The sequence below is a fragment of the Luteimonas sp. 22616 genome (genome assembly GCF_052044325.1).
Taxonomy (GTDB): Bacteria; Pseudomonadota; Gammaproteobacteria; order Xanthomonadales; family Xanthomonadaceae; genus Luteimonas.
This window is the reverse complement of sequence record NZ_JBQEMW010000001.1, coordinates 374521-388850: the sequence shown is the minus strand read 5'-3', so window position 1 is coordinate 388850 and position 14330 is coordinate 374521. Positions and strand designations below refer to the sequence as shown.

The following is a 14330-nucleotide window of genomic DNA, read 5'->3' as shown; positions in this document are numbered from 1 at the left end:
GCTCGATCGGATGCCGAGACTTCGATAGAAAAAACAGCCGCCGCGTTTCACGGGTTGCCGGTGGGTCTCGCGACGAAAGCTCCGGCGTGAACCGGAGCCTTCGCCATGCCGGCATTGCCGGGTTTACCAGCTGTAGCGGACCTTTCCGTAGACATACGCGCCCTGGAAGCCGAACGGCGAGCTGGACGAATACGGGAAGGCACCGTTCTGGTCGTCGTCTTCCGGCGCCCGCTTCGGATAGGTGTTGAGCACGTTGTCGCTGCCGAGCGTGAACGTCCAGCGGTCGCGGTGGTAGCTCGCCGCCACGTCGAGCAGCCATTTGCCCGGATACACCGTGTCGTCCAGGTAGCTGACCGAACCGTACGAGGTGATGCGGCCGTAGCGGGTCGCCGTGGCGTTGAACCCCCAGTTGCCGACCGTGTAGGTCTCGTTGAGGATCAGCTTGCTGCGCGGGGCGGTGTCGGCAAGCAGGCCCTTGATGGCGCTGCGGTTGAGGCGCTGGAAGATCAGGCCCAGCGAGTCGAGCACGGCCGGGTTCGGCTTGACGTCGGTGACCTCGTTCTTGTGGTAGCCGTAGCTGAGCGTGGACGACAGCGTGCCGTTGTCGCCGACCGGCGCGCGATAGCTGGTCACCAGGTCGATGCCCTGGGTCTTGACGGTGCCGGCGTTGGTGAAATACGCCAGGCCACGGTATTGCAGGTTGGTGATGCCGTTGTCGGCCAGGTAGTCGATGACCTCCGGCGTCGAGAGCGACAGCGAGCTCGACAGCGCGATGCGGTCACGGACGGTGATCTGGTAGACGTCGGCGGAGATGCTCAGCCGTTCGGTCGGATTCCACACCGCGCCGAAGGTGTAGTTGCGGGCTTTTTCCGCCTTCAGCGGCTCGCTACCGAGCAGTCGGGCAATCGGGTTGTCCACCGGCACCAGTCCGCGCAGGTAGATGCCCGGCGGCAGACCGAGCGAGTTGCCGGCACCCACTGCCGCCGACGTCGTTTCGGAATAGTGCTGCTGGCCCAGCCCCGGTGCACGGAAGCCGGTGGAGGCGCTGCCACGCAGCGCGAACGTGTCGGTGAAGTCGAAGCGGCCCGACAACGCCACGGAATTCGCGGTGCCGAAGTCCGAGTAATCCTCGTGGCGCGCGGCCGCGGAAAAACCGAACCGATCGGTGAGGTTGCCTTCCAGCTGCACGTACTCGGCAACGTTGTGCCTGGCCACCGAGATCTCGTCCTGCGGGCCCCAGCCGGCAAACCCCTGGGCGCCGCCGGGGACGCCGGACATGCCGACATAGTAGGAAGCAGGATCGCCGGACCGTACTTCGTAGGCTTGCCGCAGGTACTGTGCACCGAAGGACAGCGTCAGCGGGTGGGCCAGCGAATCGGCACCGATCTCCCTGGAGATGTCGAGATCGACGGTCTGCTGCGAGGCGGACAGGATGCCGTCGTGGAAATCGGTCGGGCTGCTGCCGAAATCATTGATCATCGCGAAGTTGGTGGAGTCCAGCGTGCTGTACGACACGCGGTTGTTGCCGTAGTTGGCGCTCAGGTCCCAGTACCAGTCGTTCACCTCGCCACGCAATCCAACCACCAGCGAGCGATCGGTCGACTCGCCGTGCTCCCTGGGCAGGAAGCCGTTCGGATAGACCTGTTCGATCAACGGATGGCGCGGATACGGCGTGTTGGTGCCGTAGCGGTAGAACCCGCGCGGCTCGCCGACGCGCCGGCCGAAATGCCCGTACGCATACAGCTGCACGCCGGGGCTGATGTCGTACTGCGTGTTGAGGAACAGATTGTCGTTCCGGAACTTCACGGTGCCGTAGTGGAACTTCACGCCCAGATGGCTCACGCCCGGCCGGCGGTCCACGCCGGCACGGTTGCTGGGATTCTGGTTGCTGCTCTCCACGGTGAGGCGCAGCCAGCCCTTGTCGCCGCCGAGCGGGACGCCGAGATTGCCCGCCGCCTGCCATTGCTCTCCATCGCCGGCGGAATACTGGCCGCCGGAAAGCTGGACGTCGCCGCCCTCGGCGCCCTTCTTCAGGATGATGTTGACCACGCCGGCGAGCGCGTCCGAGCCGTACTGTGCGGACGCGCCATCGCGCAGCACTTCGATGTGGTCGATGGCGGACATCGGGATCGTGTTGAGATCGATGCCCTGCGAGCCCTGGCCGATCTGGCCCAGGCTCAGCACCAGCGCACCGGGATGCCAGCGCTTGCCGTCCACCAGCACCAGCACCTGGTCCGGCGACAGGCCGCGCATTTCGAAGGGCCGCTGGAACGCGAACGTGTCCGAGGCGGGCGCAAACGGGAAGTTCAGCGATGGAATGGTGCGCTCGAGGGCCTGCGCCAGGTCGATCGTGCCGGTCTGCAGCAACGCCTCGACCGAGATCACGTCGATCGGCGTCAGCGACTCGCTGACGGTGCGGTTGCCGGCGCGCGTGCCGGTCACCACCACCGTATCCAGGTTCGTCGCCCCGGCCGGCTTCCTGGCGGCCGTGCTGGTCGTGCTGGTCGAATCGGACGGCGCTGGCGGGCTGGCGTCCTGCGCCGCCGCCACGTTGGTGGGTGCCGGCGGGTCGGCGTCCTGCGCCACCGCCACGTTGGTGAGTGCCAGCAGTACCGCGGTAGCCAGTAAGGTCGGAACGATCCGGCCAGGACGCTTGTTCATTTCAACTCTCTCCCCGAGTGTTTTGTTGCAACAAGATGCCCGCCGAAGCGGCCGCACGTTTCTTTTTTCAACCGATGAATGAGGTTTGGCATGTGGTCACGGCGGGCGATCGTTTCGTCCGCCTGCCGGAAGAGCAGTCCGGTCCCGGCTCTGGCCGCTGCAGCGTGGTGACGGCCCGCAAGCCGGTCCTGCGCATGGTCGTGGTGCGTTTCGGTCGAACATGCGTTCCCTCATCACAACCCCTTGACCGAGCATAGTCACAGGCAGGCGAAGCCTTCCATGAAAAAAGAGGCGCATGGCATAACCAAAGGTTGGGGGTGCTCCGCCTGGAGCCGGGGGGGCGGGCGCGTTCAGGCCTGGCCGGGCACTGCCGCGCGAGCTGGCGCACTGTCTTGATCGAAGAGACGTCGGAGACGAATTTTCCGACGCTAAATTGTCGGCGCAGCTGCCCGATCAAATTGTCCCTGACGCCATTTCCGTAGCGCCTGAATCAGGGAGAATTCCAACGAAACCTCGACGCTGGACGCTGGATCGAGCGGTAGCGAATCAATCGCCTCGATCGAATTGCGGCGCTCGCTTCCACTCAGCCAATCCGATCGATGCGAGAACCCGTTGGACGCATGCGGTGCGCTCACGAAGTCCCGGGCAAGGCGACCGGCGAGCTTCTAGCCCTCACGCCAAGTGCCCAGCCACCGAAGGCTGGCACAGCCCGGAAGAGAAACTCACACCGCCACTTGTTTCGGTCCAAGGCCAACCTGGTGCAGATACTGTTCCAGCGCCTCGATCCCGGCGGACGAGAGGATTGCGCCGATGTAACCGTCCGGCCGGACCAGCACCCAGTCGCCGGCCGCCAACCCGTACGCAGCGCGGAAATAGTGGCCATAGTCCGCCACATCGCCGCGAGCGCCGAAGCGGTGGATGCGCAGGCCCCGGCGCGGTGCCACGGGGTCGCTCTCCACTTCGTAGCCGAGCAACGTCCAGTGCGTGCCCTTGAACAATTCGAACAGCCGCGTCGGCTGCCCGGCGGCGCCACGGATCGGCGCGTCCGGCGCCCGGTCGCCTGCGCGCAGCCCGCCGGCGCGTTCCGGATTTTCCAACGCCAGCGCGGAACCCGCGTAGCCGATACCGAGCTGGTCCACGTCCCGCCCGCGCTGCATGCCGCCGCGCTTGGCCTGCTCGAGCAGTCTGGCGGACAGGCCAAGCACGTCGGCCGCAATGGGTCGACGCTCCTGTTCGTAGGTGTCCAGCAACACTTCGGGAGTACCGTTCGATACGGCTGCAAGCTTCCAGCCAAGGTTGTAGGCGTCCTGCACGCTGGTATTGAGCCCCTGCCCGCCGGTGGGCGGATGGATGTGCGCCGCGTCACCGGCCAGCAGCACGCGACCGACACGATAACGATCGGCCACGCGCGCATTCATGCTGTAGGCCGACGCCCACGCGACCGAATGGATCCGGATATCGTCCCGACCCGTGCGCACGGCCACCATCTCGGTCAGTCCGCTGGCGGAGAGATCGGGCTCCCCGTCGGATGGAATCGGTGTCTGCAGCTGGAACAGGTCGGTGCCTGCAAGCGGGCACAGGGACACGAACGCATCCATGCCGCCCTCGCCGAACTGGTGCCAGGCATCGCGCCCGAGACCGGTCAGGGCCACGTCGGCCACCACCGCGCGCATACCCAGGGTCTTGCCGGGAAAACCGATGTCCAGTGCCTGGCGCACGAAGCTGCGCCCACCATCAGCGCCCACGAGGAATCGGGTACGGACGACTTCTTCCCCCGTCGGCGTGGACAGCCGCGCGACAACGCCGTCGGCGTCCTGCTCGAAGCCGACCAGCTCTGTGGCGAACGCCACGTCGCCGCCCAGCTCCACTAGGCGCTCGCGCATCACGCGCTCGGTGAGGAACTGCGGCACGAGCAGCGCAAGCCGATACGGCTCCGCGGGCGTCGGTTCGGCCTGCCCGCCCCAGGGCAAATCGGTGCTGGTGCCATCCGCGTGATATTTCCGCGGCGTCGGATAGAGGCCACCGGTTGCGACCAGCCGGTCGAGGATGCCCAGGTCCTCGAAGATCTCCTGGCTCCGCGGCTGGATCCCCTTGCCTCGCGAGCCGGCGAATGGGCTCCCGTTCTTTTCGACCAGGCGGAACGCGATGCCTCGCCGCGCAAGGTCGATCGCCAGGGCCAGGCCGGCGGCGCCGGCGCCGCAGATGAGGACGTCGGTCGAGGATTGCTGTGCCATTGGCGACTCCATATGTGTAATATGCACTTACTAGGAGCGATGCTATGCCTTCCAAGAAAAATGTGCAACATGCACATATATCCCGGCAGATCCGTGCCCTGCACGGCTCCCTGCTGAGCATCGCCAGCGCCATGAACCGGCCCCAGCGCGACGAGGCGATGGTCCGCGAAGCCGGCATCTCGCTGGATCGCGCCTTGTTCCCGCTGCTCGTCGGCATCGAACGATCGGGGCCCATCGGCGTGGTCGACCTGGCAGACCGCGTCGGGCGCGACTACACCACCGTCAGCCGGCAGGTCGCGAAGCTCGAGAGCCTGGGGCTGGTCAGCCGGCAGGCAGGCGACCACGACCGCCGCGTGCGCCACGCGGTCCTCACGCCGAAAGGGAAGGTCATGACCGACGCGGTGGATGCCGCGCGCGAGCGCATGGGGCGGGAGATATTCGCCAACTGGGAGAAGCAGGATGTCGCCGACCTGGTGCGGCTGATGCAGAAGTTCGCGGCGGACCTGGACGGCGACGGCGACGGCGACAGGCCGGACCAGGACACTTGAACAACTGCTGCGGCGGCCTGTTCCGGAATCAGGCCGCGCAGGCAATCCAGCTCATCGAAGGCCGCCCGAATCGACCTGCCCTATGCAGGCGACCTGGCATCGCTCCGGAACATCGAGAACCTCGTCAAGCGGCGTGACCACGCCCTGCCTTGTGCACAGCGCGCGCGGCTCAGCGCGTCCGAGGTTAGCCCAAGCCACCGCCGCCGGCCGAGGGCCGCAGCGGCCGTCACCAGTAGTTGAACTCGACCTGCAGGGTGAACGAGCGCCCGCGCGGATCGGCGATTCGCGATTCCCACGCGGCGCCGTCGCCGTGGTCGAGGTAGCGCAAGGTGAATGGCGGATCGGTGTTGAGCAGGTTGCGGATGCCGAAGGTCGCCTTCAGCGCGTCCGAAACCTCCCAGCCCAGGCTGTAGTTGTAGGTGATGTACGCATCCACGTCCGGATCGTAGTTCGGCGGGACATACGTGCCATTGCGCATGCCTGGCGGCAGGTAGTCCTCGTAACCGTCGCGATACACCTGGGTCAGCGTGTGGGTGAAGGCGCCCTTGTTCCAGCCGAAGCTCAGCGTGTGCTTCCACTCCAGCGGCAGGTTCAGGTAGGGCTCGTACTTGCCCACCAGGTTGTCGCCATAAGGCTCGGCGTTGAAGTCCTTCTTCCGGTAGGTATCGAGATAGCTGCCATTGAGATTGAGGTGGTAGTTGCCGCCCCACAGCTCACCGGTGAGGTTGGCGTCCAGCTCGATGCCACGCGTCAGGCTGCCGCCGGTATTGATGAATCGCTGGTCGATCAGCAGGATGTCGCCGTTCGCGTCGCGGATGAAGTTGGCCGCATACCGGTCGTAGTCGGCCCGCATGTCGTCGAGGTCGAAGCCGCTGCGGATGGTGTTGAGCCGCTCGATCTCCCACCAGTCGATGCTGACGTTGAAGTTCGCCGTCGGCGCGATGACGACGCCGAAGCTCTTCTGCTTCGACTCCTCCGGCTCGAGCGCGGGGTTGCCGCCGATCAGGATGTCAGGCTGGATCTGCACGTCGCAGCCGGCGACCTGCGGGTTGTAGATGCCACCCGGGCAAGTGGCCGGATCGGCAAGATCGAGGTTGGTGTACTGCGTCTCGGCAGAGTCGCGGAACAGCTGCGCGAACGACGGCACCTTGAACCCCGTGCTGTAGGCGCCGCGGAACGCGAGCCAGTCGGCGGGCTGGTACTTGAACGAGTACTTCGGGTTGGTCGTGCCGCCGAAGCCGTCGTAGCGGTCGTGGCGGCCGGCAAGCGTCACCTCCAGCGAATCGAAGACCGGCAGGTAGATCTCGGCGAATGCCGCCTTGACGTCGCGGCTGACCTTGGGCAAGTAGTTCTGCGAGTCGCCCGGCGCGCCGAAGACCCATGCATTGCCCAGCGCGGCGTCCGCCGGGCCGGTGAACTCGTACTCCTCGCGGCGCAGGTCCACGCCAACGGCTGCCTGCACTTCACCGCCGGGCAGCTCGAACCCCAGGCCGCCCGAGAAGCTCGCATCGAAGATCGTGCTGGTGCTCTCGCCGCCGTACAGCTGCACGCCGCTCGCCGACGCCGCCTGCAGGGCAGCCAGGGCCTCCGCGCTCTGCTCCTGCCCCGCAAGCAGGAACGGATTGAGCAGGCCGCTGCCGAGGATCTGCTTCAGCTGCGGCGTGAAGTAATAGCCGCCGGCCAGCACGGACTCCGCCCTGCTCACCGCGCGCGACAGGCCGGCGCTGTAATCCCAGCTGCCGATCACGCCCTCGAAGCCGAGCAGCAGGCGCGTGGCCTTGGTCGTGGTCTCGATCTCGCGCGGGCCGCACGCGATGCAGCGCCAGCGGTAGGCGATGGGATTGCCGTAGGCCAGGTTGTCCTCGCCGAAGTAGGCGGCCAGCCCGTCGTACACCATGTCGTAGGTGTCCTGCGTCAGGCTGTTGAGCGGATACCAGGTGCTCGGATCGAGCGACGACGCCGAGACCGTCGTCGAGGAAGAAAACTGCTGCGCCTCGAACTGGCGCCTGGACTCGACGCGCGAACCCATGAATTCGAGGTAGGCCAGGTGCTCGTCGGCCATCTTGAACGTGGCCCGGCCGATGACCTGCGACGACTCCACCGGCTGCTGGATCACGCGCGCCCGGCCGTAATCCCATGCGCACGCATACTTCGAACCGCTGGAGCTCCAGATCTGGTGGTCGTACGGCCCCATCAGGTCGCCGCCGGCCTCGCAGCCGGGCCCGCCCGGCAGGTCGAGGAGGTTGACCGCGGTGCGCGATTCCCCGTCCTCAGGATCGACCAGGCTGCCGATGATGATGCCGCCGGTCTGGTTGAACACGGTGGCGAACGGCGGGCCGCGCGTATCCGGCGACAGGCCGCGATCGGGCTGGAAGCTGTTGGCGAAGTCGCGGTCGACGCCGCGCAGGATCTTGTTCTCCTTGACGCTCAGCGCGCCCCACACGTTCCAGCGATCGCTGTCGAGGTCGCCGAAGCCGCCGAACACGCTGGCGCGGTAGATGTCGCCGCCGCCCTCCTGCGTGACGTCGGCGCCGGCCGTCACCGACAGGCCCTGGAACTCGGTGCGGGTGATGAAATTGATCACGCCACCGATGGCGTCGGTGCCGTAGACGGCGGACGCACCGTCGCGCAGCACCTCGACGCGCTCGATCGCGGCGAACGGAATCGAGTTCAGGTCCACCACCTGGCCGGCAAGGCCGTGGGTGGCGACGCGGCGCCCGTTGAGCAGCACCAGCGTCGCATCCGAGCCCTGCCCGCGCAGGTTGGCCCCGGACACGCCGTTGTTGCCGCGGGTATCGGGCGGCGCAATGCCGCTGTTGGCGGCCAGGCTGTCCGCGCTGTTGCTGGCGACGTTGAGGAACTGCAGCAACTGCTCGGCGGAGGTGATGCCCTGCGCCTCGATCTCTTCCTTCTGCATCACCATGACCGGCAGCGCGGCGGCCACTTCGGTGCGCTTGATGCGGGTGCCGGTGACGGTGACCGCGTCCAGTGTCTTGGCCCCGGTCGCGTCCTCGCCGCCCTGCTCCTGTCCGGCGTTGCCGGAGGCCTCTTGCGCCATGGCCGGCAGTGCCAGCGCCAACAGCGATGCACAGCACACGCTGCGCAGACAAGCGATGCGAATCCCGATCATGCGACTTCTCCCCGGCGATCAACGATCTGTAGGCGGGCTCCCCTCAGCCTGGCCGACCATGCCGGATCCCACGTCCGGCCACCGCATTGGGGCACGCAGGCTCGGCGGCGTCAATCCCGCGGAAAGTCCGGCTTTCGTCTATCGAAGTGAAGCTGATCCGTTCCCCTTGTTCCTGCTTGAACGATTGCCAGGCGACATGACCCGTCTCCGGGTCAGCGCGCGCGCCGGTAGTGCATGGCGATCGCGCCGCAGCGGAGCGGCTTCGCCGAGATCAACTCGAGTCGTCGCGTGCCGGGCAGCCCGCTCTCGTACAGGGTCGGGCCGTGGCCGGCGATCATGGGGTGGATGAGCAACTTGTACTCGTCGATCAGATCCAGCCGGTCCAGCCCGGTCGCGAGCTTGCCGCTACCCAGGAGCACGCCGTCCGGGGTCGCGTCCTTGAGCTTCTGTACCTCCGTGCGCAGGTTGCCGGCGATGTGGTGGCTGTTGGTCCAGGGGAAGTCCTTTCGCGTCGAGGACACCACGTACTTCGGCTTGGCCTCCAGCTTGACCGCCCACTCGCGCATCGCCGGCGGCGCCTCCATGTCGCCGCGGGCGACCAGTGGCCAGTAGCTCTCCATCAACTCGTAGGTGACGCGGCCCCACAGCATCGCCCCGCACGCGTCCATGAGGCTGGTGAAGAAAGCGTGCGTCTCGTTGTCGACGACTCCTTCTTGGTGGTCGACGCAGCCGTCGAGGGTGACGTTGATGCTGAAGGTCAAGAGTCCCATGGTGTCCTCCGTTCGAGATACGCGACAGGCCGCTCGCTGTCTGGCTCCAGGGACACGAGTCCCCACTTCACGATCTTCCCCTGCGACCCGTGGATGTGATGCCCCTGCTGGGCGAGTGACCAGCAGACCCGCGAAGCGGCCGGCGTGGATGGACGGCCAGACCGCAACCCGGGGCCCGCTCATGCTCCGCAACCCCGGCGATGGCCTTCGTAACCCCGTCGTTGGCCTGCGCGACCCCGGCGATGGCCCATTGAACCCCATCGATGGCCCGCGCGACCCCATCGATGGCCTCTGCAACCCCGTCAATGACCTCCGGAACCCCATCGATGGCCTCGGAAACCCCATCGATGGCCTCTGGAGCCCCGTCGATGGCTCCCGCGGCCCCATCGATGGGGTCGAAGCCACCATTTCCGCCCTGGTGGTACCGGCGCCGGGCATGACGAAGCCGCAGCCCTTGTCGACCTTCCAGCCGGAAGCCCTTGCGGGCTCTGGGGAAGTGAAACCTGATTCCGTTCTTCGAACCCGCGAACCGGATTCGGCTTGAAGGCATCGCGGCCCGGCACTCAACGCCTGGGCTAAGCCGCGCCGCGAAGCGGCTTCGGCTTGAATGAATTGTTAGGCCTACAGCCCGGCCACCTTGATTAGATGTGCGGCCATCGCTGCATTAGCTTTGGCTTGCCCACTTGCTACGCTGGTTTGTGGCACGAACTGGACCTTGTGCTTTGCCGAATGAGCATTGACCCAGGTCACAGTCATCCCGCTGGTACGGCATGCACAGAAGATGATGTCGCATTTTGCCGCAAGGAAATCAGACAGACTTTTTTTAAGGCGGGAGTTCGGATCGCCTTGGGTCTCGATGCCTACAACCTTGCCGTTGACGCCATGCATTAGCACCTTAAGGTCGGTTCTTCCGGCCAGAATCTGAACCATTGCGCTCGGGTGCTTTGCCTGAAGATCGCTAAAAACCTGCAGGAGCGTACTTGTCTTTCCTGAGCTTGCTCGGCCCTGCAATGCGATGATGTGCGACATATCTCCCCCTGTAGGCCTAACGCCTGAATTAAGCCGAGCCGCGAAGCGGCTTCGGCTTGAATGAATTGTTAGGTTGCACGTGACTCAGCCAACCCACGCAACCTGCGCTCCAACAGATCTTTCAGCTCTTTCATGCTCTTGAAGAATATGACCGGATAGTCCTTAAGGTCGAACTCTAAACGCGTCCCCTCGCGAGCTATGTAGATGGGTGTTTTGCGTAGTCCTTGGGCATAGCCAGCTTCATAGAAGACGTTAGGGCGTGAACCTGTAAGGTCCACGATGACGTACTCGGCTTTGCGGATTGACTCTAGAATTCTGTCGGTGATCCGTTCGTTGGAGTGTGGCTCGTCTACGCGCTCTGCTTGAACGCCGCAGCGTTTTGCCGCCTCTTTGATCGCGTCAAGTACATCCTCAAGCTGTGCGTCGGCTGGGTCTATTGGCATTGCAATGAACGCGTAGCCTTTTTGAACAGGATCGGGCGCCGCAATCGCCTTAGCCGGCTTGGGCTCACGCGGTGGTTCCTTTAACACTCCGATGGTTTTGTCAATCATATCGACCACATGACCCATAAGGTTCATGAGGTACGGTGGACTAAACATCATTGCGAACGGATCGACGTTTTGCATGACCAAGCCGCCGACAGCAGGTGGCGGAGAAATGGTCATTGTGAAAAAGCAGCCGGCCTCGATTGTCTCGCGGCGCACCCAGAGAGTGTTCTCATTGATCCATGAGCGTGTTTCTGCATCATGATTCTTTTGCCATTGGTGCAACTTGGCCTTGTACTCTCGGAGCTTCTGAATCTTTTCTTCGGCCTCCACGATCTCTCCTTGCAACCTAACGCCTGAATTAAGCCGACCCGCGAAGCGGGGTCGGCTTGAATGAATTGTTAGGCGGCCGCTTCATTGCGTGCCTCCCACGTGGCGAGCAAATAGGTTGCTAACGCACCCGAGAGGTTGACGGCAAGCTCTGCGTGGCGCGAAGCCGGCCTTGATGCAACCTTACCCTTCCCGTGGGCGTCACTGAGGCGGTTACGAAGTGATCCTAAACCCTCAACGACAGCGGTGCAGCCGCCTAGGATTTGCTTAAATACCGCCTCTGTATGTTGGGATGGAGCGAGGTTCAAAGCCTCCGCAGTTAGCTTGTAGAGCTTTGGCAGATCTGCGCCGTCATCGTAGGGGGAGCCAGATGAGTCTAGGATGTGCTTACACACAGACTCAATGAGTGTGCGAGCAGATGTAATGGCGCCCTCCGGATCGGAGGCACGCCGCTCGAGGGCCTTGGACCAAGCGGCTTGAACATGTGAAGCATCAAACTTCTCTAGCTTTTCTGTAACAAGCTGGTCAGCAGGAGACAACGGCCCACGCTCCAGCACCTCAAGCAACGGACGGAACTCCTCCCAGATGAACTGACGCCGCTCTGCGTAAGTGGAGTACTTGAACTTAATGAACTGCCAGAACTGCGCGAGGCTTCGCGAGGTTCTGACGAAGCGCGGGATAAGTGCGTCCAATGCCGGGTTTGAGAGGAGCATTTGGCGCAGGCGTATGAATTCAGCCTCGTCCTCACTTCCACCCGTTGCATGAGCGATCAGCAAGTTCTGAAATGCTTCTGTCTGGTCAAGTAGATCATTCACTTGATCGGCCGCCTAACGCCCGAATTAAGCCGACCCGCGAAGCGGGTTCGGCTTGAATGAATTGTTAGGCCTCAGGTAGATGCTTGTCATACCAGGCCTCTCCGTGCACGTCCGGTTTGCCGGCCGCAATTGCTCGCTCAATCTCAGATAGGGGGAGACGAACGCGGCCCTCTGGGGTGAAGAACTCAAACCAGTGGATCTCATTGTCGTCAGCAACGATCCGTGCGAGTGCTTCGGGACAGTTTGGCAGGAACTCCCCATCTGGGCCGCCAGCAAGAATCTCAAGCTGCATCCCCTCGCCAGAGCATGAGGTGAACTGTAAGAAAGCTCTTTTGGCAGTTGCGACAGTGTTCGTCATGAGGCCTAACTACCTATTCGGCCTCTCCCCAGAGGCATTGCGCCGAGTATGCACCTGCATAGCGGGAGCCTTCCAATAGGAAAATTTCTCTGGAAATCACCGACTTAACCATTGAGTCGAGCACTCCGCCGACGCAAGGCCTGCTCTATCGCGCTCAAGCGAAGGTGTAATGCTTACACCCCTCAGCCACGGGGTGTAAGCAGGGAAACCCGGGAACGCGCAGGCCTTCTTTAGCCCATCGGCAACTTCAACCCCTGCTCCCTCGCACAAGCCTTCGCAATCTCATACCCCGCATCCGCATGCCGCATCACGCCGGTGCCCGGGTCGTTCCACAACACCCGCGCGATGCGCTTGTCGGCGGCTTCGGTGCCGTCGCAGACGATGACGATCCCGCTGTGCTGCGAGTAGCCCATCCCTACCCCGCCGCCGTGGTGCAGGCTCACCCAGGTGGCGCCGCCGGCGACGTTCAACATCGCGTTGAGCAGCGGCCAGTCGCTGACGGCATCTGAGCCGTCCATCATCGCTTCGGTTTCGCGGTTGGGTGAGGCAACGGAGCCGCTGTCGAGGTGGTCGCGGCCGATGACGACGGGGGCTTTGAGTTCGCCGTTGCGGACCATCTCGTTGAAGGCGAGGCCGAGCTTGTCGCGCTGGCCCAGGCCGACCCAGCAGATGCGCGCGGGCAGGCCCTGGAAGCTGATGCGCTCGCGCGCCATGTCGAGCCAGTTGTGCAGGTGCGGGTCGTCGGGGATCAGTTCCTTGACCTTGGCGTCGGTCTTGTAGATGTCCTCGGGGTCGCCGGACAGCGCGACCCAGCGGAACGGGCCGACGCCGCGGCAGAACAGCGGACGCACGTAAGCGGGGACGAAGCCGGGGAAGTCGAACGCGTTGCTGCAGCCAACGTCTGCTGCCATCTGGCGGATGTTGTTGCCGTAGTCGAAAGTCGGGATGCCCTGCTTCTCGAACGCGAGCATCGCTTCGACATGCACGCGCATGGATTGCTTGGCGGCGTCGCGGACTTTCTCGGGATGCTGCTTCTGTTCGGTGAGCCATTGCTCGACGGTCCAGCCGATCGGCAGGTAGCCGTGCACGGGGTCGTGGGCGCTGGTCTGGTCGGTGACGGCGTCGGGGCGCACGCCGCGTTCGACCAGCTGCGGCAGGATTTCGGCGGCGTTGCCGAGCAGGGCGATGGATTTGGCTTCGCCGGCCTTGGTGTATTTGTCGATGCGGGCGAGCGCGTCGTCGAGGTCGGTTGCCTGTTCGTCGACGTAGCGGGTCTTCAGGCGCATGTCGATGCGCGACTGCTGGCATTCGATGTTGAGGCTGCATGCGCCGGCCAGGCTCGCGGCCAGCGGCTGCGCGCCGCCCATGCCGCCCAGCCCGGCGGTGAGGATCCACTTGCCCTTGAGGCTGCCGCCGTAGTGCTGGCGGCCCATCTCGACGAAGGTTTCGTAGGTGCCCTGCACGATGCCCTGGCTGCCGATGTAGATCCAGCTGCCGGCGGTCATCTGGCCGTACATCATCAGGCCCTTCTTATCGAGCTCGTTGAAGTGCTCCCAGGTGGCCCAGTGCGGGACGAGGTTGGAGTTGGCGATGAGGACCCGCGGCGCGTCGGCGTGAGTGGGGAAGATGCCGACCGGCTTGCCGGACTGCACCAGCAGGGTTTCGTCGTCGCCGAGATCCTTCAGTGATTTCAGGATCGCGTCATAGCAATCCCAGTCGCGCGCGGCGCGGCCGATGCCGCCGTAGACCACCAGCTCGGCCGGGTTTTCCGCCACCTCGGCATCGAGGTTGTTCTGGATCATCCGGTACGGCGCTTCGGTGAGCCAGGACTTGCAGTTGAGCGCGCTGCCGCGCGGGGCGCGGATGCTGCGGCTGGCGTCGAAACGGGAGGGCGGGTTGCGGGTGGACATCTGTGGGAACTCCTTGTGCGACATTGCGACGATTATCGCACCGGTGCCGGCACGGCCCGG

General features: G+C 64.4%; 11 protein-coding genes. 2 read left to right on the top strand and 9 right to left on the bottom strand.

Annotated features, from left to right (window positions below; translation table 11 throughout):
* Window positions 1-123: 123 nt before the first annotated feature.
* Window positions 124-2661: a TonB-dependent receptor plug domain-containing protein gene (locus ACTJIL_RS01760; protein WP_440753878.1), complete on the bottom strand. Its 2538-nt coding sequence runs from the start codon at window positions 2659-2661 to the stop codon at window positions 124-126.
* 722 nt (window positions 2662-3383) lie between these two features.
* Window positions 3384-4895: an FAD-dependent oxidoreductase gene (locus ACTJIL_RS01755; RefSeq protein ID WP_440753877.1), complete on the bottom strand. Its 1512-nt coding sequence runs from the start codon at window positions 4893-4895 to the stop codon at window positions 3384-3386.
* A gap of 131 nt (window positions 4896-5026) precedes the next feature.
* On the opposite strand from ACTJIL_RS01755, the gene ACTJIL_RS01750 reads away from it, so the two are divergent.
* Window positions 5027-5443 carry a MarR family winged helix-turn-helix transcriptional regulator gene (locus ACTJIL_RS01750; RefSeq protein WP_440753876.1) on the top strand — a complete coding sequence of 139 codons (417 nt, stop codon included), beginning with the start codon at window positions 5027-5029 and terminating at the stop codon, window positions 5441-5443.
* Window positions 5444-5669: 226 nt separating this feature from the next.
* Here ACTJIL_RS01750 and ACTJIL_RS01745 read toward each other — a convergent pair whose 3' ends face one another.
* Entirely contained in the window at window positions 5670-8573 is a 2904-nt protein-coding gene (locus ACTJIL_RS01745; protein WP_440753875.1) for a TonB-dependent receptor domain-containing protein, read from the bottom strand.
* Window positions 8574-8785: 212 nt separating this feature from the next.
* Complete coding sequence (locus ACTJIL_RS01740; RefSeq protein ID WP_440753874.1) at window positions 8786-9343, bottom strand: dihydrofolate reductase family protein; 558 nt, start codon at window positions 9341-9343, stop codon at window positions 8786-8788.
* 181 nt (window positions 9344-9524) lie between these two features.
* On the opposite strand from ACTJIL_RS01740, the gene ACTJIL_RS01735 reads away from it, so the two are divergent.
* Window positions 9525-9887 carry a hypothetical protein gene (locus ACTJIL_RS01735; protein WP_440753873.1) on the top strand — a complete coding sequence of 121 codons (363 nt, stop codon included), beginning with the start codon at window positions 9525-9527 and terminating at the stop codon, window positions 9885-9887.
* Window positions 9888-9964: 77 nt separating this feature from the next.
* Here ACTJIL_RS01735 and ACTJIL_RS01730 read toward each other — a convergent pair whose 3' ends face one another.
* From ACTJIL_RS01730 to hutU, 5 genes are all read right to left on the bottom strand, one after another.
* A complete protein-coding gene (locus ACTJIL_RS01730) occupies window positions 9965-10372 on the bottom strand; it encodes a hypothetical protein (RefSeq protein WP_440753872.1) in 408 nt (135 codons plus the stop codon).
* 68 nt (window positions 10373-10440) lie between these two features.
* Window positions 10441-11190, bottom strand: coding sequence for a hypothetical protein (locus ACTJIL_RS01725; RefSeq protein ID WP_440753871.1), 750 nt, complete (start codon window positions 11188-11190; stop codon window positions 10441-10443).
* Between the two features lie 68 nt (window positions 11191-11258).
* On the bottom strand, window positions 11259-12002 hold the full coding sequence (locus tag ACTJIL_RS01720) for an abortive infection family protein (protein WP_440753870.1): 744 nt from the start codon (window positions 12000-12002) through the stop codon (window positions 11259-11261).
* A 64-nt stretch (window positions 12003-12066) separates the two neighbouring features.
* The gene (locus ACTJIL_RS01715) at window positions 12067-12360 is read right to left on the bottom strand and encodes a hypothetical protein (RefSeq protein ID WP_440753869.1); all 294 of its coding nucleotides are present in this window, start codon (window positions 12358-12360) and stop codon (window positions 12067-12069) included.
* Window positions 12361-12590: 230 nt separating this feature from the next.
* The gene (gene hutU / locus ACTJIL_RS01710; protein WP_440753868.1) at window positions 12591-14270 is read right to left on the bottom strand and encodes a urocanate hydratase; all 1680 of its coding nucleotides are present in this window, start codon (window positions 14268-14270) and stop codon (window positions 12591-12593) included.
* Window positions 14271-14330: the final 60 nt, after the last annotated feature.

Coding starts and splice junctions, on each gene's coding strand:
- hutU (WP_440753868.1), bottom strand. CDS start 14,270: ATGTCCACCCGCAACCCGCCCTCCCGTTTCGACGCCAGCCGCAGCATC.
- ACTJIL_RS01745 (WP_440753875.1), bottom strand. CDS start 8,573: ATGATCGGGATTCGCATCGCTTGTCTGCGCAGCGTGTGCTGTGCATCG.
- ACTJIL_RS01760 (WP_440753878.1), bottom strand. CDS start 2,661: ATGAACAAGCGTCCTGGCCGGATCGTTCCGACCTTACTGGCTACCGCG.
- ACTJIL_RS01755 (WP_440753877.1), bottom strand. CDS start 4,895: ATGGCACAGCAATCCTCGACCGACGTCCTCATCTGCGGCGCCGGCGCC.
- ACTJIL_RS01735 (WP_440753873.1), top strand. CDS start 9,525: ATGCTCCGCAACCCCGGCGATGGCCTTCGTAACCCCGTCGTTGGCCTG.
- ACTJIL_RS01715 (WP_440753869.1), bottom strand. CDS start 12,360: ATGACGAACACTGTCGCAACTGCCAAAAGAGCTTTCTTACAGTTCACC.
- ACTJIL_RS01730 (WP_440753872.1), bottom strand. CDS start 10,372: ATGTCGCACATCATCGCATTGCAGGGCCGAGCAAGCTCAGGAAAGACA.
- ACTJIL_RS01750 (WP_440753876.1), top strand. CDS start 5,027: ATGAACCGGCCCCAGCGCGACGAGGCGATGGTCCGCGAAGCCGGCATC.
- ACTJIL_RS01740 (WP_440753874.1), bottom strand. CDS start 9,343: ATGGGACTCTTGACCTTCAGCATCAACGTCACCCTCGACGGCTGCGTC.